Origin of the sequence: Streptomyces liliiviolaceus (assembly GCF_018070025.1) — a bacterium.
In the GTDB taxonomy this organism is placed as follows: Bacteria; Actinomycetota; Actinomycetes; order Streptomycetales; family Streptomycetaceae; genus Streptomyces; species Streptomyces liliiviolaceus.
In genome coordinates this window covers 426,507-449,211 of sequence record NZ_JAGPYQ010000002.1, presented here as the reverse complement: position 1 = coordinate 449,211, position 22,705 = coordinate 426,507, and the positions used below count along the sequence as shown (strand labels likewise).

General features: G+C 71.5%; 19 protein-coding genes and 1 pseudogene. 10 read left to right on the top strand and 10 right to left on the bottom strand.

Annotated elements, in window-relative coordinates; all coding sequences use genetic code 11:
- Positions 1-50 precede the first annotated feature (50 nt).
- Positions 51-845: a metal-dependent hydrolase gene (locus J8N05_RS37355; protein WP_210891096.1), complete on the top strand. Its 795-nt coding sequence runs from the start codon at positions 51-53 to the stop codon at positions 843-845.
- Positions 846-946: 101 nt separating this feature from the next.
- Here J8N05_RS37355 and J8N05_RS37350 read toward each other — a convergent pair whose 3' ends face one another.
- The 4 genes from J8N05_RS37350 to J8N05_RS37335 form a co-directional block, all read right to left on the bottom strand.
- Positions 947-1,228 (bottom strand): type B 50S ribosomal protein L31, encoded by a 282-nt coding sequence (locus J8N05_RS37350; RefSeq protein WP_210891094.1) that lies wholly within the window; start codon positions 1,226-1,228, stop codon positions 947-949.
- A 55-nt stretch (positions 1,229-1,283) separates the two neighbouring features.
- Complete coding sequence (locus J8N05_RS37345) at positions 1,284-1,754, bottom strand: DUF5709 domain-containing protein (protein WP_210891092.1); 471 nt, start codon at positions 1,752-1,754, stop codon at positions 1,284-1,286.
- Between the two features lie 338 nt (positions 1,755-2,092).
- Entirely contained in the window at positions 2,093-3,883 is a 1,791-nt protein-coding gene (locus J8N05_RS37340; protein ID WP_210891090.1) for an ABC transporter ATP-binding protein, read from the bottom strand.
- A complete protein-coding gene (locus tag J8N05_RS37335) occupies positions 3,880-5,679 on the bottom strand; it encodes an ABC transporter transmembrane domain-containing protein (protein WP_210891088.1) in 1,800 nt (599 codons plus the stop codon). Before J8N05_RS37335 ends, J8N05_RS37340 begins: the two co-directional genes overlap by 4 nt.
- 188 nt (positions 5,680-5,867) lie before the next feature.
- On the opposite strand from J8N05_RS37335, the gene J8N05_RS37330 reads away from it, so the two are divergent.
- A complete protein-coding gene (locus tag J8N05_RS37330) occupies positions 5,868-6,605 on the top strand; it encodes a hypothetical protein (protein WP_210891086.1) in 738 nt (245 codons plus the stop codon).
- A gap of 86 nt (positions 6,606-6,691) precedes the next feature.
- Positions 6,692-8,350, top strand: a pseudogene (locus J8N05_RS37325) (peptide-N4-asparagine amidase); the annotation flags it as partial.
- Positions 8,351-8,363: 13 nt separating this feature from the next.
- Here J8N05_RS37325 and J8N05_RS37320 read toward each other — a convergent pair.
- Together J8N05_RS37320 and J8N05_RS37315 are read right to left on the bottom strand one after the other, a co-directional pair.
- Positions 8,364-9,854 carry a Gfo/Idh/MocA family protein gene (locus tag J8N05_RS37320; RefSeq protein ID WP_210891082.1) on the bottom strand — a complete coding sequence of 497 codons (1,491 nt, stop codon included), beginning with the start codon at positions 9,852-9,854 and terminating at the stop codon, positions 8,364-8,366.
- Positions 9,855-10,010: 156 nt separating this feature from the next.
- Positions 10,011-10,496 carry a MarR family winged helix-turn-helix transcriptional regulator gene (locus tag J8N05_RS37315; protein WP_210891080.1) on the bottom strand — a complete coding sequence of 162 codons (486 nt, stop codon included), beginning with the start codon at positions 10,494-10,496 and terminating at the stop codon, positions 10,011-10,013.
- A 95-nt stretch (positions 10,497-10,591) separates the two neighbouring features.
- Between J8N05_RS37315 and J8N05_RS37310 the strand changes: the two genes are divergently transcribed.
- Together J8N05_RS37310 and mltG are read left to right on the top strand one after the other, a co-directional pair.
- Positions 10,592-12,391 (top strand): ABC transporter ATP-binding protein, encoded by a 1,800-nt coding sequence (locus tag J8N05_RS37310; RefSeq protein WP_210891078.1) that lies wholly within the window; start codon positions 10,592-10,594, stop codon positions 12,389-12,391.
- A 43-nt stretch (positions 12,392-12,434) separates the two neighbouring features.
- The gene (mltG, locus tag J8N05_RS37305) at positions 12,435-13,280 is read left to right on the top strand and encodes an endolytic transglycosylase MltG (protein WP_210891076.1); all 846 of its coding nucleotides are present in this window, start codon (positions 12,435-12,437) and stop codon (positions 13,278-13,280) included.
- A 165-nt stretch (positions 13,281-13,445) separates the two neighbouring features.
- Here mltG and J8N05_RS37300 read toward each other — a convergent pair whose 3' ends face one another.
- The 3 genes from J8N05_RS37300 to J8N05_RS48235 form a co-directional block, all read right to left on the bottom strand.
- Positions 13,446-14,543 (bottom strand): NAD(P)-binding domain-containing protein, encoded by a 1,098-nt coding sequence (locus tag J8N05_RS37300; RefSeq protein ID WP_210894089.1) that lies wholly within the window; start codon positions 14,541-14,543, stop codon positions 13,446-13,448.
- Positions 14,544-14,628: 85 nt separating this feature from the next.
- Entirely contained in the window at positions 14,629-15,444 is an 816-nt protein-coding gene (locus J8N05_RS37295; RefSeq protein WP_210891074.1) for an ATP-binding cassette domain-containing protein, read from the bottom strand.
- Between the two features lie 175 nt (positions 15,445-15,619).
- Positions 15,620-15,703: a putative leader peptide gene (locus tag J8N05_RS48235; RefSeq protein WP_366784861.1), complete on the bottom strand. Its 84-nt coding sequence runs from the start codon at positions 15,701-15,703 to the stop codon at positions 15,620-15,622.
- Between the two features lie 138 nt (positions 15,704-15,841).
- On the opposite strand from J8N05_RS48235, the gene J8N05_RS37290 reads away from it, so the two are divergent.
- The 3 genes from J8N05_RS37290 (at position 15,842) to pgm (ending at position 18,959) form a co-directional block, all read left to right on the top strand.
- Positions 15,842-16,264, top strand: coding sequence for a secondary thiamine-phosphate synthase enzyme YjbQ (locus J8N05_RS37290; protein ID WP_210891072.1), 423 nt, complete (start codon positions 15,842-15,844; stop codon positions 16,262-16,264).
- Between the two features lie 167 nt (positions 16,265-16,431).
- A complete protein-coding gene (locus tag J8N05_RS37285; protein WP_247706849.1) occupies positions 16,432-17,100 on the top strand; it encodes a CHRD domain-containing protein in 669 nt (222 codons plus the stop codon).
- Between the two features lie 218 nt (positions 17,101-17,318).
- A complete protein-coding gene (gene pgm, locus J8N05_RS37280; protein ID WP_210891070.1) occupies positions 17,319-18,959 on the top strand; it encodes a phosphoglucomutase (alpha-D-glucose-1,6-bisphosphate-dependent) in 1,641 nt (546 codons plus the stop codon).
- A gap of 169 nt (positions 18,960-19,128) precedes the next feature.
- Here pgm and J8N05_RS37275 read toward each other — a convergent pair whose 3' ends face one another.
- Positions 19,129-19,839, bottom strand: coding sequence for a GntR family transcriptional regulator (locus tag J8N05_RS37275; protein ID WP_210891067.1), 711 nt, complete (start codon positions 19,837-19,839; stop codon positions 19,129-19,131).
- Between the two features lie 52 nt (positions 19,840-19,891).
- Between J8N05_RS37275 and manD the strand changes: the two genes are divergently transcribed.
- Positions 19,892-21,148 (top strand): D-mannonate dehydratase ManD, encoded by a 1,257-nt coding sequence (manD, locus tag J8N05_RS37270; protein WP_210891065.1) that lies wholly within the window; start codon positions 19,892-19,894, stop codon positions 21,146-21,148.
- Entirely contained in the window at positions 21,145-22,620 is a 1,476-nt protein-coding gene (locus J8N05_RS37265; protein WP_247706847.1) for a mannitol dehydrogenase family protein, read from the top strand. Before manD ends, J8N05_RS37265 begins: the two co-directional genes overlap by 4 nt.
- Positions 22,621-22,705 lie beyond the last annotated feature (85 nt).

Genomic DNA, 22,705 nt, shown 5'->3' with positions numbered 1-22,705 from the left:
CACCAGGACAACTGGCAGTCAGTACAAGAGGAATGGGGCGGGGCACGGCCATGATGGGACCAGCACACTCACTGTCCGGGGCGGCGGCCTGGCTGGGCGTCGGAGCGGCGGCGGCGGCCTCCGGCCACACGATGCCGTGGCCGGTGCTCCTGACCGGGGCGCTGATCTGCGCGGGCGCCGCCCTCGCCCCGGATCTGGACCACAAGGCCGCCACCATCTCGCGGGCCTTCGGACCGGTGTCACGGGGCCTGTGCGAGATCGTCGACAAGCTCTCGTACGCCGTCTACAAGGGGACGCGGAAGCCCGGCGACCCGCGGCGTTCGGGTGGGCACCGGACACTGACGCACACCTGGCTGTGGGCCGTGCTGATCGGCGCCGGAGCCTCGGTCGCCGCGATCACGGGAGGCCGCTGGGCGGTTCTGGGACTTCTGTTCGTGCACATGGTGCTCGCCATCGAAGGGCTGCTCTGGCGGGCGACGCGTGGTTCCAGCGCCGACGTCCTGGTCTGGCTGCTGGCCGCGACGAGTGCGTGGATCATCGCGGGAGTGCTGGACAAGCCGGGCAACGGAGCCGACTGGCTCTTCACCGCGCCGGGCCAGGAGTACCTGTGGCTCGGGCTGCCGATCATCCTCGGTGCGCTGGTGCACGACATCGGGGACGCGCTGACGGTGTCGGGCTGCCCGATCCTGTGGCCGATCCCGGTCGGCCGCAAGCGCTGGTACCCGATCGGGCCGCCCAAGGCGATGCGGTTCCGGGCAGGCAGCTGGGTGGAGCTGAAGGTGCTGATGCCGGCATTCATGCTGCTGGGCGGAGTGGGCGCCGCGGCGGCACTCAACTTCATCTGACGGCGCCACGTCCGAGTGGCCGCGCCACCGGGACGGGTGGCGCGACCGGCGGACAGGGGACGGCCGTCACCCACTGCCGGGAGGCACCCGTTCCGGCCGGGTCAGGACGCCTCGCCCTCGCCCGACGCCTTGTCCTGGCCTCCGCCGCCGTACCGCTTCTCGAAGCGGGCGACCCGTCCCTCGGTGTCCACGGTCCTGGCCGTCCCCGTGTAGAAGGGGTGGCTCTCCGAGGAGATCTCCACATCCACGACGGGGTACGTCCGGCCGTCGTCCCACTCGATCGTCTGGTCGCTGGCGGCGGTGGACCGGGTCAGGAAGGCGTACCCGGCGGCCCGGTCACGGAAGACGACGGAGTGGTAGTCGGGGTGCTTGTCCTGCTGCATGACTGCTCCTTGCGTGGGGGAGGGGTGCGCGGACAGGGCAGCGGGGGAGACGCGGTCAGCCGGACAGGGAGTCCTCGTCGACGATGTGCATGGCGGCCTCCTCCGCCGAGGCAGCGGCTCCGTCGATGCCCACGTCGGTGGCGATCAGCCCGCTCTCCCCGTCCTCGTGCGCTCCTTCTCCGGGGGCCACGAGACGTCCGGAGCGGAGGGTGCCCACTTCGTTGTCCAGGGGTTCGCCGTCCGAGTCGGAGCAGTCTCCGATGCCGTCGCCGTCGGGTGCCGCGATGTCCGGGAGTTCTTCGGCGAGACGTTCGTCGAGGGTTTCGCCGCGATGGCGCTCGGCCGCTGTCACGTCTTTGCGTTCCACCGCCCAGGGGCGTTCCGGAGGCGACCAGCCGCGATCCAGAGGGTCGCTCACACCGTCGGTTTCGAGGGTGTCCTCGGCGTCGAGCAGTCCGGCGTCGTCCTGAACCTCGGATCCGTCGGGCTGGTAGACATCGTCTCCCCAACCGTCGGCGCTGTCCACGGGTACCTCCAGGTGGTGCGGGCCGGCCTGCTGTCACCGCGTTCGGCGGCGGGTACGCGGACCGCTCGGCCCAGGCCTCGCCCGTACGGAACACGTGGAACCGGGCGGTTCCCGGGCGCTCCCCGAGCCGGTGCCGACCTCCACACTTCCACCCACCTGCGACACCGCGCAACGTCACGGAGCCCGGCCGGGCGCGTCGGCCCGCCCAGGCGGGCGCGGCGGAGGGCCGGCCGCCGGGCGTGGCGCCACGACGGACCGGCCCGGTCACGAGCGGACCTCCCGCGGCGCCCGAGCCCTGCGGGCGGAGCGTCCCCAGGCCGGCCCGCCCACGTCCCCGTTCACCCGTGCCAGGACCGCCACAGCGCCGCGTACGCGCCGTTCGCGGCGACCAGCTGGTCGTGGCTGCCGAGTTCGCTGATGCGGCCGTTCTCGACGACGGCGATGACGTCCGCGTCGTGGGCCGTGTGCAGCCGGTGGGCGATGGCGACCACGGTGCGGCCGTCGAGGACCCGGGCCAGGGAGCGCTCCAGGTGCCTGGCCGCCCGCGGGTCGAGGAGCGAGGTGGCCTCGTCGAGGACCAGTGTGTGCGGGTCCGCGAGCACCAGGCGGGCGAGCGCGATCTGCTGGGCCTGGGCGGGTGTGAGCGCGACACCGCCCGAGCCGACCTCGGTGTCGAGACCGTCGTCCAGCGCCCGCGCCCACCCGCCGGCGTCGACCGCGCCGAGGGCGGCCCACAGCTCGGCGTCGTCGGCGCCCGTGCGGGCGAGGAGCAGGTTGTCGCGCAGGGCGCCCACGAACACGTGGTGCTCCTGGTTGACCAGGGCCACGTGGGAGCGGACCCGTTCCGCGGACATCCGGGACAGTTCGGCGCCGCCCAGGGTGACCTGGCCCGTGCGGGGCGCGTAGATCCCGGCGAGCAGCCTGCCCAGGGTGGACTTGCCCGCGCCGGACGGACCGACCAGGGCCAGCCGGGTGCCGGGCGCGACCTCCAGGGAGACCTTGCGCAGCACGTCGACACCCGCCCGGTAGCCGAAGTGCACCTCGTCGGCGTGCACGTCACGCCCGTCGGGGGCCAGCGCACCGTCACCCGCGTCCGGCTCGATCTCGCGGACGCCCACCAGCCGTGCCAGCGACACATGGGCCACCTGCAGCTCGTCGTACCAGCGCAGGATCAGGCCCACCGGGTCGACGAGCATCTGCGCGATCAGGGCGCCCGTCGTCAGCTGGCCCACGTCGATCCAGCCCTGGAGGACGAAGTATCCGCCGATCATGAGGACCGAGCCGAGGACCGTGGTGTGGGTGACGTTGACGACCGGGAAGAGCACCGACCGCAGCCAGAGGGTGTACCGCTCCCAGGCGGTCCACTCCCTGACCCGCCGGTCCGACAGATCGATGCGGCGCTCGCCGAGGCGGTGCGCCTCGACGGTGCGGCCGGCGTCCACGGTCTCGGCGAGCACGGCGGCCACGGCCGCGTAACCGGCGGCCTCGGAGCGGTAGCCGGACGCGGCGCGCTTGAAGTACCAGCGGCAGCCGATCAGCAGGATCGGGACGGCGACCAGTACGGCGGGCGCGAGCGGCGGCGCGGTCACGACCAGCCCGCCCAGCAGCAGCACCACCCACACCACGGCGATGGCCAGCTGGGGCACGGCCTCGCGCATGGCGTTGGCCAGCCGGTCGATGTCCGTGGTGATCCGGGAGAGCAGATCGCCCGTACCGGCCCGCTCCAGGACGCCGGGCGGCAGCCCCACGGCCCGTACGAGGAAGTCCTCGCGCAGGTCGGCCAGCATCCGCTCGCCGAGCATGGCCCCGCGCAGTTGCACCTGGTGCACGAACACGGCCTGGACGACCAGGGCGAGGGCGAACAGGGCGGCGGTGCGCTCCAGGTGCAGTTCGCGCGCGGCGGTCGTGCCCTCGGAGACGTGCTGGACCAGGGAGCCCAGCAGATAGGGGCCCACCATCGAGGAGACGACGGCGACCGTGTTGACGGTGACGAGCACCAGGAAGGTCCGGCGATGCCGCCGGAACAGTTCGGCCACGTAGGCGCGTACGGTCGCGGTGGCGCCGACGGGCAGGGTCTCTGCGGTCGTCGGGGCCGCCGGATCGTAGGCCGGTGGCGCCACGCCGATCATGCCGTCTCCTCGATCTCTTCCAGTTCCTGCAGCCGGTTCAGTTCCTGTTCGGCGACCTCGTCGTCGGTCTCACGGGTCACCACGGCGCGGTATCGCGCGTCGCTGTGCAGCAGTTCGCGGTGCACGCCGACCGCCGCCACCTCGCCCTCGTGGACAAGCACGACCCGGTCCGCCCGGTCCAGCAGCAGCGGCGACGAGGTGAGGACCACCGTCGTGCGTCCCTGCCGCAGGGCGCGGATCCCGTCGGCGATCCGCGCCTCGGTGTGCGAGTCGACCGCGGACGTCGGTTCGTCCAGGACCAGTACGCCCGGGGCCGTGACCAGCGACCGGGCCAGTGCGAGGCGCTGGCGCTGGCCGCCGGACAGGGACCGGCCGCGTTCGGTGATCCGGGCGTCCATCGGGTCGTCGGCGTCCAGCGAGCCCTGGGCGAGCGCGTCCAGGACGTCGCCGCACTGGGCCGCGGTCAGCGCCTCCTCGGGACTGACGTCTCCCGACGAGGGCACGTCGAGCAGTTCGCGCAGCGTGCCGGAGAGCAGGACCGGATCCTTGTCCTGGACGAGGACGGCGTTGCGGGCGGAGCGGAGGGGCAGTTCGTCGAGCGGCACGCCTCCGACCAGCGCGGACGGCAGTTCCGAGGACTCCGCCGTATGGCCGCCGAGCCGTTCGGCCAGTTCGCCCGCGGCGTCCGGGTCGCCGCACACCACGGCGGTGAGCCGTCCCTCGGGCGCGAGTAGACCGGTCGCGGGGTCGTACAGATCCCCGGTCGGCACGACGGCCTCGCGCGATCCCTCGCCGTCCGTGGCCCGTTCGAGGGACAGTACCCGCGCCGCGCGCCTGGCGGACGGTCGGGAGAAGGAGTACGCCATCGCGATCTCGGTGAAGTGCCGCAGCGGATAGGTGAGGATCATGACCGCGCTGTAGACGGTGACCATCTCGCCGACGGTGATCCGGCCCTCGCGGGCCAGGTTCACGCCGTGCCAGACGACGACGATCAGCAGCAGACCGGGGAGGAAGACCTGGATCGCGTGGATCAGCGCCCACATGCGGGCGCTGCGCACGGCGGCGTGCCGGACCTCCTGCGAGGCGCGGCGGTAGCGGTCGAGGAACAGTTCCTCGCCGCCGATCCCGCGCAGCACGCGCAGGCCCGCGACGGTGTCCGAGGCCAGCTCGGTGGCGCGTCCCGCCCTCTCGCGCTGGAAGTCGGCGCGGCGGGTGGCCCGGGGCAGCAGCGGCAGCACCGACAGCGCCAGGACGGGCAGGCCCACGGCGACGACACCGCCGAGTGCCGGCTGGTAGACGACGAGGGCGACACAGACGAGCACGACGGTCACCGCGGCCGCGGTGAACCGGGACACGGCTTCCACGAACCAGCCGATCTTCTCGACGTCGCCCGTGGAGACCGCCACGATCTCACCGGCCGCGACGCGGCGGGTCAGCGCGGAGCCCAGCAGAGCGGTCCTGCGGGCCAGCAGCTGCTGCACGCGGGCGGCCGCGGTGATCCAGTTGGTGACCGCGGCCCGGTGCAGCATGGTGTCGCCCAGCGCGATACCGAAACCGCACAGGGCGAGCAGCCCGCCCGCGAGGGCCAGTCGCGCGCCGGAGCGGTCCACGACGGACTGGACGGCGAAGCCGACGCAGAAGGGCAGTGCGGACACGGACAGGAAGTGCAGCAGCCCCCAGACCAGGGCCTTCATCTGTCCGCCGAGCTGATTCCGGCCGAGCCATACCAGGAATCGGGGCCCCGAGCGTGCGTCCGGCACACCCGGGTCGGGATACGGAAGGTCTTGAATCTGCATGACGTCCCAAAGGGCTCGTAGTACGGAGGTGCGGAGGCAACAAACCGTGCAAGGTTCGCGTCGCAGCGTGGTCGCAGGCAAACGCTTTTCCGTCGTGGGGCAAAGATTCGGCCCAAACCGCCCGCATATGACCGGTAGGTCGCGGGGGCGGGCACGGTCGTCCGCGTCGTGGTGCGACGATGGACGGTATGCACATAAGCGGAGGGATGCGCACGACGGCCGTGGCGGCGGTTCTGGGCGCCGTGATCATGCCATTGGCGGCCTGCGGCGGTTCGGACGACGGCGGCGGGAAGAAGAGCAACGGGCAGGCGGGGGACGGGTCCCGGCAGGCGCGCACGGTCGACCTCAAGCGCATCCCCGATGTGGGGGACAAGCTGCAGAAGCAGATCCCCGCGAACTCCCGGCAGGTCGTCGCGGTCTACGGACAGGGCAAGGACTCGGCGAAGTCCACCATCGTCCTCTACACCAAGTCCGGTTCCACCTGGGACAAGACCCGCAGCTGGGAAGGGCACAACGGCAAGAAGGGCTGGACGACCGACCACAACGAGGGCGACAAGCGCAGCCCCGTCGGAGTGTTCACGCTCAGCGACTCGGGCGGTGTCCTCGACGACCCCGGCGCCAAGCTCCCGTACACGCAGTCCTCGGGTTTCCAGGCCCCGCACTACTGGGCCAAGTCGCACTGGAACGACTTCGACTACGTCATCGCCATCGACTACAACCGCGTCAAGGGCACCTCGCCGAACGACCCGACCCGCCCCCAGGGCCAGTCCAAGGGCGGCAGCATCTGGCTGCACATGGACCACGGCAGCGGTACGTCGGCCTGCGTGAGCCTGTCCAAATCGGGCATGCAGTATCTGCTGCGCACCCTCGACCCGGACCGGCACCCGGTCGTGGTGATGGGCGACAAGGCGGACCTCAAGGCCTGACGGCCCCTCACCACCGGCACCAGCCCCACCGGTGCCGGTCCCACCGGGCATTGCGGGCCGGGCCGAGTCCCCGTAGAACACCGCTCATGAGAAGACGGATCATCATGTCCATGCTCGCCGGAGCGACCCTCGTGGCGAGCACCCTCCTCGGAGCGGGCCCGGCCCAGGCCGCCCGGCCGGCACAAGCCCCGCCGACGCAATCCCCGACGGCCAGCCCGCTCGCCACCCCGCTCGCCGACCCGCCCGCCGAGTTCGGCACCGACTGGCACGACCCGCTGACCGCCGCCCCGCCCGTCACCAGGCCCGCGGGCGCGTCCTGCGAAGTGACGGTCGCCGAGGCGCAGTTCCGCGACTTCACGCCGTACACGGGCACGTACGCGCCACCGCGCGGCTGCGGTGACCGCTGGAGCAAGGTCGTGCTGCGCCTCGACGGCAAGGTCAAGGGGCGGCAGTACGACCGGCTCGGGTATCTGCACATCGGCGGTGTCGAGGTCTTCCGTACGTCCACTCCGCAGCCCTCGCCCGACGGCATCGAGTGGTCGGTGGAGAAGGACGTCACGCGCTACAGCGACACGTTCCGCGGCGCACACGACGTCGAGATGCTGATCGGGAACGTCGTCGACGACACCTACACCGGGATCATCGACGTCAAGGTGACCCTGACCTTCTACCCCGCCCCTCCCTTCGAGAAGTCGGCCGCGGCCAAGGCCACCGCTACCCCCGACCGCGTCCTCACCCTCCAGGACGGCACCCTCACCACACCCCGCAACAGCGAACGCATCGTCGCCGAGGTGTACGCCACGGGGTCGGGCGGCGGCTGCGAGGAGTACTGGTACCTGACCGTGCCCGACGCCGCTCCGTACTCCTGCAAGGCGGACGACGGCCCCTACCGCGAGGTGCAGATAGCGGTCGACGGCCAACTGGCGGGCATCGCCGCGCCGTTCCCCACCGTCTGGACCGGCGGCTGGTCCAACCCCTTCCTCTGGTACGTGATCCCGGGCCCGCGCGCCTTCGACATCAAGCCCGTCGAGTACGACCTGACGCCGTTCGCGGGGCTGCTCAACGACGGCCGTCCGCACCGGATCGACGTCTCCGTGGTGGGCGTTCCCGAGGGGCAGAGCGGCTGGAGCACCCCGGTGAACGTCCTCGTCTGGCAGGACGCCAAGAGCAAGCACGTCACCGGGAGGCTCACCGCCCACAAGGCCGTCGCCCTCACGAACTCCTCCACGTACACGCCGGGTTCCGAGCACCGGCTCGACACCGACGCCGGGCACCGGCTGACCGTGGCCGGGTACGTCGACACCTCGCACGGCCGTGTCGCGACCACGATCGATCGTGAGCTGGCCGGTACCTCCGTGCACCGCTGGACCGACGGCGAGAACACGGACGCGCTCGACGGGACCTGGACCGACGACGAGAAGGTCACCGTGGACGGGCGCGGGCCCGCCGTGACGACCCGTACGGACCGCACGTACACCATGGACGGCACCACGACGCTCGGTGCGGGCGACCGGCTGCGGACCGTTCTCTCCCTGGGGGACCGGGCGTCCGTCGTGGAGACCCGCGGCGGCCGGCGCACCGCGTGGTCCCGGCTCGACGACGGCTACACGGGCGACGCGACGTACACCGCGAACGTGCCGCGCGACCAGCGGCACGCCGTGGCCACGACGAGCGAGCGGTACCGGCTGTACGGGTCGGACGGGTGCTACGACCGGCGCCTGACGACCGTGCAGGGCGTACTCACCGGCGGTACGGACCTCACCCGTTCTGTCGAAGGTCGTCCTGCGGCTTCGGCGAGTCCATGCCCGGCCGCTCCTTCTTCCACAACCCGCGGGTGAAGTCCGGGATCGCCTGCGGTGCCCCGTTCGCCTTGATCGAGGCGTGGCTCAGCGGCACCGGAGCGGTCCAGGTGGCGGCGTCGTAGACGTCGAAGTCCGGTACCAGCCCGAGCCGGATGGACTGCATCAGCCGGAACAGCATGATGTAGTCCATCCCGCCGTGCCCGCCGGGCGGGTCGGAGTGCTCCTTCCACAGCCAGTGGTCCCACTCCGCGTACGCCGAGAAGTCGCCCCAGGCGTCGTCCGTGTGGTCCGGCTCTATATAGATCCGCTCCGGGTAGTCCTCGAACACACCCTTCGTACCGCCGAGGCTGTTGATCCGCGAGTAGGGATGGGGCGTCGACACATCGTGTTCGAGCCGGATCACCCGCCCCTTGGCGGTCTGTACGAGGCTGATGGTCCGGTCGCTCTCGATGTACGTCTCCTTCCAGCTCGGGTCGCCCGGCGGCATGTGCTCCGCGCGGTACTCGGCGAGGCCCAGCGAGGGGGTGCCGAAGCTGGAGATGTGGGTGACGCGGTCACCGCGGTTGACGTCCATGTAGTTGGCGACCGGGCCGAAGCCGTGGTTCGGATAGAGGTCGCCGCGCAGCCGGGTGTGCCACAGCCGCCGCCAGGGACCTTCGTAGTAGTCCGGGTCGAACATCAGGCCGCGCAGATCGTGGTTGTAGGCCCCGGCGCCGTGCAGCAGCCGCCCGAACTTCCCCGCGTGCGCCATGCGCAGGACCCGCATCTCGTTGCGGCCGTAGCAGCAGTTCTCCAACTGCATGCAGTGTCTGCGGGTCCGTTCGGAGAGGTCGACCAGTTCCCAGAGCTGGTCGAGCCGCATCGCGACCGGACACTCCACACCGACGTGCTTGCCGCTGAGCATCGCCGTGCGCGCCATCTCGAAATGCAGGTCCCAGGGCGTCGCCACGTACACGAAGTCGAGGTCCCCGCGCGCGCAGAGCTCGACGAAGTCGTGCTCGCCCTTCGTGTACGTCGCCGGGGCGGGCTGTCCCGCGGCCACCACCTTGGCCGCGGCTCTCGCGGTCTTGTCCTTGACCGGATCGCACAGTGCGACGACACGGACGCCGTCGAGGGCCAGGAACAGGTCGATCATGCCGCCGCCGCGGTTGCCGAGCCCGATGATCCCGACCCGCACGGTCCCGCGCCCCTCGAACGGCACGCCGATCATGGTTCTGCCCTGCGCGGCGGGAGCGGCCGGTTCGCCGTCCGCGGCGTTCTCTGCCGGCGCCGCGGCTCCGGCGGCGTGTGCCGTGCCGCCGCCACCCGCGAACGAACCGAGGCCCAGCCCCAGGCCCAGTCCCGTTCCGGTGACGCCCGCCGTGCGCAGTACCGAGCGCCGGGAGCGGCCCTCAGGATGCTCGTCGGGTTCGGCTCCGGATTCCGGTGTCGCGTGATCGTCGTGCATCGGACCTCCTTGGTGGGGGAGCGCGGGTTCGCCGCGCTGTCACCCTCCTAGGGGGCCGACCGGGGAACAAGGGACGGAAGTTGCCAGGGGTTGGACTTTCCGCAGCAGGCAGTCAGCAGGCAGTCAGCAGGCAGTCAGCAGGCCATCCGTAGGCCGTCAGCAGGCGCGTCCCGCACCCCGGCCGGCATCGACCCCGTCATCGGGGGCGGAAGCGCCGTCGACCAGCGTGTCCAGCAGCCCGCCCAGCACCGCGCGCTGTTCGTCCGTGAGGGGCGCCAGGATGTCCTCCGCGGCCGCCCGGCGTGCGCCGTGCAGCTCCCGCAGCACCCGCCCGCCGTCCTCCGTCAGTTCGATGCGGATGACGCGGCGGTTGGTGGGGTCCGGTACCCGTCGTACCTTGCCGCTCGCCTCCAGACCGTCGACCAGGGTGGTCACCGCCCGCGGCACCACTTCGAGCCGCTCCGCCAGATCGGCCATGCGCGGCGGGGAGTCGTAGTGGGCGAGGGTGCGCAGCAACCGGGACTGGGCCGGGGTGATGCCGAGCCCGCGCGTCTGGAGATGGCGCTTCTGGATGCGGTGCACACGGCGGGTCAGCCGCAGCAGCTGCTCGGCGAGCAGGCCGTCGGCGTCGGGGGTGTCCATGCCGGGAACAATATCAGGATCTAGTTCATTGTGAGTATAGGTAACAATGAGCTATGCTCCGTCAATCCTCTTCCTCTCACATCCGTAGGAGCCCATTGCCCCGCGACGACATCAACTGGACGCCGCCCCCCGTCGAGGCAGAACAGCCCCGGCAGGTGCGCCGCATTCTCGCCCTCTTCCGTCCCTACCGCGGCCGGCTGGCCGTCGTCGGCCTGCTGGTCGGCGCCGCGTCCCTGGTCTCGGTCGCCACGCCGTTCCTGCTCAAGGAGATCCTGGACACCGCGATCCCGCAGGGACGCACCGGCCTGCTGAGCCTGCTCGCGCTGGGCATGATCCTCAGCGCCCTGCTCGGCGGTGTCTTCGGTGTCCTGCAGACCCTGATCTCCACCACGGTCGGCCAGCGCGTCATGCACGACCTGCGCACGGCCGTCTACGACCGGCTGCAGCGCATGTCCCTCGCCTTCTTCACGAGGACGCGTACCGGCGAGGTCCAGTCGCGCATCGCGAACGACATCGGCGGGATGCAGGCGACGGTCACCTCGACCGCCACCTCCCTGGTCTCCAACCTCACCAGCGTCGTCGCCACGATCGTCGCGATGGTCGCCCTCGACTGGCGGCTGACCGTCGTCTCGCTGCTCCTGCTGCCGGTGTTCGTGTGGATCAGCCGCCGCGTCGGCGACGAACGCAAGAAGATCACCACCCAGCGCCAGAAGCAGATGGCGGTCATGGCCGCCACGGTCACCGAGTCGCTCTCCGTGAGCGGCATCGTGCTCGGCCGCACGATGGGCCGCTCCGACTCCCTCACCCGCTCCTTCGCGGAGGAGTCCGAGAGCCTCGTCGACCTGGAGGTCCGGTCGAACATGGCGGGGCGCTGGCGGATGGCCGTCATCGGCATCGTCATGTCCGCCATGCCGGCCGTCATCTACTGGGCCGCGGGAATGGCCCTCCAGCTCGGCGGCCCCGCGGTCTCCATCGGCACCCTGGTGGCGTTCGTCTCGCTCCAGCAGGGACTGTTCCGCCCGGCCGTCAGCCTGCTGTCCACCGGCGTCCAGATCCAGGCCTCGCTCGCCCTGTTCCAGCGCATCTTCGAGTACCTCGACCTGCCCGTCGACATCACCGAGCCCGAGCGGCCGGTCCACCTCGACCAGGTCAAGGGCGAAGTGCGCTTCGAGGGTGTCGAGTTCCGGTACGACGACAAGAGCGGCCCGATCCTCGACGGCATCGACGTCACCGTGCCCGCCGGCAGCAGTCTCGCCGTCGTCGGCCAGACCGGCGCCGGAAAGTCCACGCTCTCCCACCTCGTCCCGCGTCTGTACGACGTCACGGGCGGCCGTGTCACCCTCGACGGGGTGGACGTGCGCGACCTCGACTTCGACACCCTCGCGCGGGGGATCGGCGTCGTCTCCCAGGAGACGTACCTCTTCCATGCGACGGTCGCCGACAACCTGCGGTTCGCCAAGCCGGACGCCACGGACGAGGAACTGCGCGCCGCCGCGAAGGCCGCGCAGATCGACGACCACATCGCGTCCCTGCCCGACGGGTACGACACGGTGGTGGGGGAGCGCGGACACCGGTTCTCCGGCGGTGAGAAGCAGCGCCTGGCCATCGCCCGGACCATCCTCCGGGACCCGCCGGTCCTGATCCTCGACGAGGCGACCAGCGCCCTGGACACCCGTACCGAGCGAGCCGTCCAGGAGGCCATCGACGCGCTGTCGGCCAATCGGACGACCATCACCATCGCGCACCGGCTGTCCACCATTAGGGGCGCCGACCAGATCGTGGTCCTCGACCGCGGGCGCACCGCGGAACGGGGCACGCACGAGGAGCTGTTGGAGCGGGACGGCCGTTACGCCGCACTGGTCCGAAGGGACGCCCAACTGGAGCCAACAAGATGAAGATATGTCGAGTTTAGGACGATATGCGGGTTAACGTGCCCGCATGCAGAACTACACTCCGCCCACTCCGCCACGGAGAACGATCCGACTGACGCGCCGGGGCCGGACCGCCCTCATCGCGACCGGCGCCGTCGTGGCGGTCACCGCCGTGGCGGTGCCGCTGCTGAGCACGGACGACAAGAAGGAGCCCCAGGCCCTGGTGATCCCGGAGGGCTGGCGCACCGGCCAGGTCTACGCGGCCATGGACAAGGCCCTCGCCCTGCCCGCGGGCTCCAGCAAGAAGTCGCTGGAGAAGGCCCGTCTCAAGCTGCCGAACGACGCGAGCGGCAACCCCGAGGGCTATCTCTTCCCCGCGACCTATCCCATCGACAAGAAGTCGACCCCTGTCTCCCTGCTCTCGTACATGGTCGACACGGCGAACAAGAAGTTCGGCGGGGGCACGGTCACGGCCGGGGCCGAGCGCAACGCGATGAACGTCTACCAGACCGTCACCGTCGCGAGCATCGTGCAGGCGGAGGCCGCCACCAAGGCGGACATGGGCAGGGTGGCCCGGGTGATCTACAACCGGCTCGACCGGGGCATGCCGCTGCAGATGGACTCCACCATCAACTACGCGCTCAACCGCAGCACCCTGCGGACCAGCGAGAACGACACGCAGCTGGAAAGCCCGTACAACACGTACGCGCGGATGGGGCTGCCGCCGACGCCGATCGCGAATCCCGGTGAGGAGGCCATGCGTGCCGCGGTGGCGCCGACCCAGGGCGACTGGCTGTACTTCGTCACGGTCAAGCCGGGCGACACGCGCTTCACGGCCGACTACGAGGAGCACAAGCGGAACGTCGCCGAGTTCAACCGCGCTCACAAGGGCGCCTCGGCGTCGTCGGGCTGAGCCGGGCCGCGAACACGGCGTGGTAGGTGCTCACGGGGCCCGCCGCGCCCCTCCGGGGGCGCGGGAAGTCGTCGAGGGACCGCTCACGTCGTCGCACGGACGGAGCCGACCCATGTGCACGGCCGACCCGTGTACGCATCCTGCCCACGTGCATCCTGCGGCCGGTCAGCCGGTGGCTTCCGCCACGACGGGGCCGGCGGGGGCGTCCGCCAGCAGTCGTCTGATGTCCCGGACCGCCGCCCGCCCGGCACGGTTGGCGCCGATGGTGCTCGCCGAGGGCCCGTACCCGACCAGATGGATCCGTGGATCGACGGCCGCCCGGGTCCCTTCGATGCGGATGCCTCCGCCGGGCTCGCGCAGCCGCAGCGGGGCCAGATGGTCGACCGCCGCGCGGAAACCGGTCGCCCACAGGACGACGTCCGCGCTCACGCGCCGACCGTCGTCCCACTCCACGCCGTCCGGAGTGATCCGGTCGAACATCGGCAGCCGGTCCAGGACCCCGTCCGCGAGGCCCTGCCGGATCGCGTCGTTGAGCGGCAGTCCGGTCACCGACACGACACTCTTCGGGGGCAGCCCCTGACGGACCCGCTCCTCCACCATGGCGACCGCCTCCCGGCCCACGTCCTCGCTGAACGGCCCCTCCCTGAACACCGGTGGCCGCCGTGTCACCCAGGTGGTCGCTGCCGCGTACGGGGCGATCTCCAGCAGATGCTGCGTACCGGACGCGCCCCCGCCCACCACGACGACGCGCTGCCCGGCGAAGTCCTGCGGCCCGGCGTACTGGGCGGTGTGCAGCTGTCGGCCCCGGAAGGTCTCCTGGCCTGGATAGCGCGGCCAGAACGGCCGGTCCCAGGTGCCGGTCGCGTTGATCAGCGCCCGCGTGGACCACGTACCGTCCGACGTCTCGACGAGCAGTCGGCCCGCGTCGCCCTCGCGTACGGCCTTGACGTCGACCGGCCGTCGTACGCGCAGGTCGAAGGCGTGCTCATAGGCGTCGAAGTACTCGCCCACGACCTCGGAGGACGGCCGGTCCGGGTCCGCGTCCGTCAGTTCCATGCCGGGTAGTGCGTGCATGCCGTGCACCTTGCCGTAGGTCAGGGACGGCCACCGGAACTGCCAGGCGCCGCCCGGCCGCGGCGCGTGGTCCAGGACCACGAAGTCCCGCTCCGGCTCGAAGCCGGTGCGCCGCAGGTGGTAGGCGCTGGACAGACCGGCCTGGCCGGCGCCCACGACGACGACGTCGACTTCCCGTACCTGGTCCAGTGCCTGGTCCCGTACCTGCGCTCCGGTGTTGTTCACGCTTCTACCAACTGTGCGGGCGGCGCGGATCTTCCCGGGCGGGCCCTCTTCAGGCGGCCGGTTCGGTGCCCAGGCGCTCCAGCAGTCCGGCGCGCAGTTCGGCGAACCGCGCGTCGGTGCGGTCGCGCGGCCGGTCCAGCTCGACCGCGATCTCGTACGCGATGGCGCCCGCGTCCATCACCAGGACACGGTCGGCGAGCAGCGCGGCCTCCTCCACGTCGGACGTGGCCAGGAGTACGGCACAGCCGTGCCGCTGCCACAGCTCACCGACGAGCCGCTGTGCCCCTGCCCGGGCGGGCGCGTCCAGGGCGCCGAACGGCTCGTCGAGCAGCAGGAGATCGGGGTCGGCCGCCAACGCGCTCTCCAGCGGCTCGCGTTGGACCTCGGCGCCGGAGCCGGAGGGCGACCCGGGCCGGGGACCGGCATGGCTCAGGAGACCCACCTCGGTCCGTGTCTGTCCGGCGGCTGCGCGTCGGAATCCGCCGGGCCGTCCGAGCCCGAGCAGTACCGTGCGCCACACCTTCCTCCACGGCGTCAGCGGGGGCGCCTGGTAGGCGACTGCCTTGCGGCGCGGTACGAGCACGGTGCCCTCGATGGCACTGTCGAGCCCGGCGAGCACGCGCAGCAGGGTGGACTTGCCGCAGCCACGTCGACCCAGGAGTGCCACGAACTCGTCCTGTCCGATGGAGAGTTGCAGGTTGTCGATGACCGCGCGGCCGTCGAAGGTGCGGGTCAGCCCTTCCACGCGTACCGCCGGGACGGGTGTCGTCGGCCCGTGCTCCCGGTCGCTGCCGGAGCCGGAGCCGGAGCCGGAGTCGGCGGAAGCCTGCTGCGGGCCCACCGTCCGGTGAACGTCGGTCGCCATCGCGGCAACAGCCTTTCGAGAGGAAGCGAGGAGCCGGGGAACCGGGGAACCGAGGGAGCGGGGAACCGGGGGAGCGCGCCCGGACCGTCAGGAGTCTCAGGAGCGGTTGGGCCGCGCTTCAGTGGTCCGGTTTCAGGCCCGGCTCAGGCGGGCGCGGGAAACGGGTGGGAAGGCGTCAGCGGCCGGTGCGACACGCGGCAGAGGCCACCCGCAGCAGGTCGATGTGACCGCGCGTGGTGAGCAGAGCTGAACGCAACATGCCGCCGAACGTAGCCAGCCCGGTCGCATACGGTCAATGCCGTCTCGCGGAGTGGTGGCGCGTCTCACGGGGCGGTCGGCGGAGGCATCGCGGGTGCGGAGCCCCGAGCACGGGTGCGGAATGGGTGAGGATTGGCTCATGTCCGATGCCTTCACCACCCGTGTCCTGAACATCTCCTCCGGCTCCACGGAAGCGGTCGTCGACCTCACCCGTGAGTGCGAGGCCTTCCTGCGGGAGGCGGCGGGCGGCCGCGACGGCCTGCTCAACGTCTTCGTGCCCCACGCGACCGCCGGCGTGGCCGTCCTGGAGACGGGAGCGGGCAGCGACGAGGACCTGCTCGCCGCCCTCCACACCCTCCTCCCCGCGGACGACCGCTGGCAGCACCGCCACGGCAGCCCCGGCCACGGCCGCGACCACGTCCTCCCGGCGCTCGTACCTCCGCACGCCACGCTGCCGGTCGTCGCCGGGCGGCTGGAGCTGGGGACGTGGCAGTCGGTGTGCCTGGTCGACACCAACAAGGACAACCCCGACCGTCAGGTCCGGCTGAGCTTCCTGGGGTGAGCGGGATCGTCCTCGGTGCCGGCCCAGTGTCAAGGTCGCGTCGCGAGTGATCGCGGCCCGTCTCAGAAATGTCTCAGGGCTGTCATGGCGTGAGCTGTGTCGTGAGGGCAGTCCGTGTTGTGGGTGACGGACCGCGAAACAGCCGCGGTCGCAGCACGGGGAAAGGCATGACTGCCATGAAGAGCAAGCGTTTCGCGATGATCGCCGTATCCGCCGTCACGGGCGCGCTCCTGCTGACCGCCTGCAACGGGGAGGACAGCGTGAACGGCGCCGACCCCGCCGCGAGCGCCGAGGCCAGCGCCCCGGCCACCGGCGGGCACGGCTCGTCCGGTACGGAGCACGGCGGAGCGCAGGGCGTCGGCAAGTGGGAGAAGAACGCGGAGGACGCGACCTTCTTCGGTTCGGTGATGACCGGTGCCGACGAGGTCCCGGTCGAGGGCGGTCCCGCCGTGGGGGACAAGGACGGGCACGCGCTCGCCCTGATGCGGATCCAGGGCGACCAGGTGTCCTACGCGTTCACCTTCAGCGGGATCCAGACGCCGACCCTGGGCCACCTCCACAAGGGCGTCAAGGGTGTCAACGGCGATGTGAAGATCCCCTTCTTCACGAAGAAGCTGGAGGACGGCAAGAAGTTCGTCTTCGGCACGGTCACCGTCGACGACAAGGACCTGCTGGAGGGCATCAAGGCCAACCCCGGGAACTGGTACTTCAACATCCACACCGCTGAGTTCCCGGGCGGGGCCGTCCGCGGCCAGGCCTACAAGCTCCCCTCCGGTGTCGACGTTCCCGACACCATGAACGAGGACACCCTCACCGCCGTCGTCAAGGACGCCTAGTGGTCGCGGGCGAGGGCCCGGGCACCTTCCGGGGTGCCGGGCCCTCGCCGACCGGGCACGGGGGTGCCGGTGTCGCGCGGGGGTGCCGGTATCGCGCCGCGCGCGGTGTGCGTCCCGGAAGGGCGGGCAGGGGAGAATGGGCCGGTACGCCACGGACACATGGGCCGGTACGCAACGGACCCCATGGTCGACCTTGCTTGAGGCTTAAGGAGCGGGACATGCAGGACGCGCGAGCAGGGCAGGTCGCCGGACCCGGGGACCTCGTCGATGTGGCCCGCCTGGTCACGGCCTACTACGCGCTGCACCCCGACCCGGCCGAGCCCGGGCAGCGGGTCGCGTTCGGCACCTCGGGGCACCGCGGCTCGTCGCTGGCGACGGCTTTCAACGAGGACCACATCGCGGCCACCAGCCAGGCCATCTGCGAGTACCGCACCGCACAGGGCACCGACGGCCCCCTCTTCCTGGGCGCCGACACCCACGCCCTGTCCGAGCCCGCGCGGGTCACGGCCCTTGAGGTGTTCGCCGCCAACGACGTGAGCGTCCTCATCGACCAGGGCGACGGCTACACGCCCACCCCCGCGGTCTCGCACGCCATCCTCACCCACAACCGCGGCCGCACCTCCGGCCTCGCCGACGGTGTGGTGGTCACCCCCTCGCACAACCCGCCCGCCGACGGCGGCTTCAAGTACAACCCCCCGAACGGCGGCCCGGCCGGCTCCGAGGCGACCTCCTGGATCCAGGACCGCGCCAACGACATCATCACCGGGGGCATGAAGGACGTACGCCGCATCCCCTACACCCGCGCCCTGGCCGCACCCGGCACCGGCCGCCACGACTTCCTCGGCACCTACGTCGCCGACCTGCCGAGCGTGCTGGACCTGGACGCGATCCGGGCCGCCGGCGTGCGCATCGGCGCCGATCCGCTGGGCGGCGCCTCGGTCGCCTACTGGGGCCGGATCGCCGAGCAGCACCGGCTGGACCTGACGGTGGTCAACCCGCTCGCCGACCCCACCTGGCGTTTCATGACGCTGGACTGGGACGGCAAGATCCGGATGGACTGCTCATCGCCGTACGCCATGGCCTCGCTCATCGAGCAGCGCGACCGGTTCGACATCGCCACCGGCAACGACGCCGACGCCGACCGGCACGGCATCGTCACCCCGGACGGCGGGCTGCTCAACCCCAACCACTACCTGGCCGTGGCGATCTCCTACCTGTTCTCGCACCGCAAGGAGTGGCCCGCCGGCGCCGGGATCGGCAAGACCCTCGTGTCGTCCGGGATGATCGACCGGGTCGCGGCGGACGTCGGCCGGACCCTGGTCGAAGTCCCCGTCGGATTCAAGTGGTTCGTGGACGGTCTGTCCGACGGGACGCTCGGCTTCGGCGGCGAGGAGTCGGCGGGCGCGTCCTTCCTGCGCCGCGACGGCTCGGTGTGGACCACCGACAAGGACGGCATCATCCTGGCCCTGCTCGCCTCCGAGATCACAGCGGTCACCGGGAAGACCCCCTCGCAGCACTACGGGCAGCTCACCGAGCGCTTCGGCGCCCCCGCCTACGCGCGCATCGACGCCCCGGCCTCCCGCGAGGAGAAGGCGCTGCTCGCGAAGCTGTCCCCGCGCCAGGTCACCGCCGACACCCTCGCGGGCGAGCCGGTCACCTCGGTCCTCACCGAGGCACCCGGCAACGGCGCCGCCCTCGGCGGGGTCAAGGTGTCCACCGCCAACGCCTGGTTCGCGGCCCGCCCTTCGGGCACCGAGGACGTCTACAAGATCTACGCGGAGTCGTTCTCAGGACCGGAACACCTGGAGCAGATCCAGGAGGAGGCCAGGTCCATGGTGCTCGCGGCCCTGAACACCTGACACCGGCGCGGGCTCCGGCGCCCCGACTTCTCGTGGATGTCGTCGTGCCGCCGGGGCACGCTTTCCGGTAGCCGGTAGCCGGTAGCCGGTAGCCGGTAGCCGGTAGCCGGTAGCCGGTAGCCGGTAGCCGGTAGCCGGTAGCCGGTAGCCGGTAGCGTGTCCGGTGCGCTCACTCCCACACCACGATGTTCCGCCGCACCGGCACGGACGACGCGTCCGTGGCGAACAGTTCGGGGGAGTGGGCCCGGATGCGCTCGATGTCGTCGAAGACGGCTCGCAGATGCGTGCGCATGGCCGTGCGGGCGAGCGGGACGTCCCCACCCGCGATCGCGTCGAAGATCTCGCGGTGCTGGGCGACGAACACGGCAGGCGACACGTTCTCGTGGAGGCCGAGGCGGCGGGCCCGGTCCAGGTGGCCCTTTGCGGCGGCGACGGTCGTCCAGACGTTCCCGTGCCCGCTCAGCCGCATCAGGCCCTGATGGAACGCCTCGTCCAGATCGAAGAACTCCTCCAGACCGAGGTCCGCGCGCCGCTGCCGGTCGAGGTTGTCCCGCAGTTCCCCGACGAGCGCGGGGTCGAGCTCCGCGGGCAGGTCGTCCAGTGAGGCGAGTTCCACCGCCTCCCGCAGGAACTGCGCGTCGGCCACCTGCCCCGGGTCGACGCGGGACACGAACGATCCGATCTTGGGGAAGACCTGCACCAGGCCCTCCTGGGCCAGCAGGATCAGGCTCTCCCGCACCGGCGTACGGCTGACGCCCATCGACGCGGCGAGTTCGTTCTCCGAGAGGGCCGCGCCCGGAGCCAGTTCGAGGGTCAGGACCATCTGGCGCAGTTTCAGGTAGATGTCGCGCCGGTTCGTCCGCCCGTTCGTTTGAGCCATGGGCCCATCGTACGTAGAAGCACGGCACAAGTATTGCCGTGCTGCGATACAGATGCTTGTATACAAGTACTTCGCGACCAATCGCGACCAAGGAGTGCCTGTGAGCAGGATCGAAAAAGTCGAGGTCTTCGTCGCCTCCCCCGGCCGGACCTTCGTCACGCTCCGGATCACCACCACGGACGGGGTGACCGGCCTCGGCGACGCCACGCTCAACGGCCGGGAACTGGCCGTCGCCAGCTATCTGCGCGACCACGTGGTCCCGCTGCTGATCGGCAAGGACCCGTCCCGTATCGAGGACATGTGGCAGTACCTCTACAAGGGTGCCTACTGGCGGCGCGGACCCGTCACGATGACCGCGATCGCCGCCGTCGACACCGCACTGTGGGACATCCTGGGCAAGACCGCGGGCCTGCCCGTCTACAAGCTCCTCGGCGGCCGGTCGCGCGACGGCGTACTCGTCTACTCGCACGCCAGCGGCACCGACGTGCCCTCGCTCCTCGACGACGTCCAGCGCTATCTGGAGCTGGGCTACAAGGCCGTACGCGCCCAGGCCGCCGTGCCCGACGTCGGCGGCACGTACGGGGTGCGCAAGGGCAAGGTCTACGAGCCCGCCGCGACCGAGCTGCCCGACGAGCAGCCCTGGGACACCGAGGCCTATCTCGACTTCGCGCCCAGGTACCTGGAGGCGGTCCGGGAGCGTTTCGGCTTCGGCTTCCACCTCCTGCACGACGTGCACCACCGGCTCACCCCGAACGAGGCGGCCCGGTTCGGCAGGAGCGTCGAGGCCTCCCGGCTGTTCTGGATGGAGGACCCGACCCCGGCCGAGAACCAGGAGTCCTTCCGGCTGATCCGGCAGCACACCACGACACCCATCGCGGTCGGCGAGGTGATGAACTCGATCTGGGACGTCCAGCACCTCATCACCGAGCAGCTCATCGACTACGTACGCACCACCGTCGTCCACGCGGGCGGCATCACGCATCTGCGCCGCATCTTCGACCTCGCCGCGCTCCACCAGGTACGGACCGGCTCCCACGGGGCGACCGACCTCTCGCCGGTGAGCATGGCCGCCGCCGTGCACCTCGACATCGCCGTGCCGAACTTCGGCATCCAGGAGCACATGGGCCACCCCGACGAGACCGCCGAGGTGTTCCGCACGGGGGTGACGTTCGCCGACGGCATGCTGTACCCCTCCGACGAGCCCGGCCTCGGCGTCGAGTACGACGAGAAGGCGGCCGAACGCTTCCCCTACCGGCGGCGCTACCTCCCGGTCGCCCGCCGGCTCGACGGGTCGGTGCACGACTGGTGAGCGCCGACGACCAGTTGAGCCGCAAGGCACTGCCCCGGCTCGCGCCCGGACTGCGGCCCGCCGTCGACCCGGCCGAACTGCGCACCCGTGTCGTCCACTTCGGTCTCGGCGCCTTCCACCGGGCCCACCAGGCCGTCTACACCGAGCAGGCCGCCGCCCGCTCCGGTGAGCCCTGGGGCATCACCGCGGTCGCGCCCCGCTCGGCCGACACCGTGCGCGCCCTGCGAAACCAGGACTGTCTGTACTCGCTCACCGAACGCCGGCCGGACGGCCACCGCACACGCGTCGTGGGCTCGGTCGTCGGCGCGCTGGCCATGGGGCCCGACGCGAAGGCCGTCGACGCCCTGCTCGCCGACCCCGAGGTGACGGTCGTGACGCTGACCGTGACGGAGAAGGGGTACCACCGAGCGGCGTCGACCGGCGGTCTCGACCTCACGGCCGGGCCGATCGCCGCCGACCTGGCGGCCGGTCCCGACGGGCCGCTCACCACGGTGGTCGGGCGGCTCGCCGCCGGTCTCGCCGCCCGGACGCGGGCCGGGGCACCCCCGATCGCCGTCGTGTCCTGCGACAACATGGCGGGCAACGGCGCCGCACTGTCCCGGGTCGTCCACGACTTCGTCCGCGCGTCGGCCTGGCCGGACCGCTCGCGGATCCTGGACCGGATGGCCGGGGTCGTCGCCTTCCCCGCGACCGTCGTGGACCGGATCGTGCCCGCCACCGGCGAGGCCGACCGGGCGACGGCCGCCGCCGCGCTCGGTGTACGGGACGCGCTCGCCGTGACGGGGGAGCCGTACCGCCAGTGGGTCCTTGAGGACTCCTTCGACGCGCCCCGGCCGCCCTGGGAGCTCGACGGCGCCCTGTTCGTCCCGGACGTGGCGCCCTACCAGCTCACCAAACTGCGGCTGCTGAACGGTTCTCACTCCGCCCTCGCCCACCTCGGCCTGGCCGCCGGACTCACCACGATCGCCGGGACCATGGCGACGGACTGGGGCGAGCGTCTCGTACGGGCGCTGTGCGCGGAGGTGGCACCCACCCTCCCCGCGGGCGGCCCGGACCCGGTCGCGTACGCCGACGACCTCGTCGTACGTTTCCGCAATCCCGCCATGCGCCATCTGCTGCGGCAGATCGGCTCCGACGGCTCGCTGAAGATCACGGAGCGCTGGCTGCCCGCGCTGAGGGAACTGCGCGCCCGGACCGCGGCCACCCCGGGCGCCCGGGTGACCCCGGTGCTCGAACTCGCCCTCGCCGGCTGGGCGCACGGCACCCGCCGGGTCCCTTCCGGCCGCGGCGCCCCCTCTGATCCCGCCGCCGACGCGCTCGCCGCCTGCTGGGGGACCGCGACCCGCCCCGCCGAGACCGTACGCGCGCTGCTGCGCGTCCTCGGCGCCCCGGACCTGGCGGACGACGACGCCCTCACGTCGGCCGTCGCGGACCGGCTCCCCGCCCTGGCCGCCGGACGCGTCGAGATCTGACCCCGAACCGCCTCCCCTTACCCGTTCCCCGCCCCCCGCCCCCCGTCCCCAACAGCTTCCTCGGTTACGAACAACGGAGTTCACG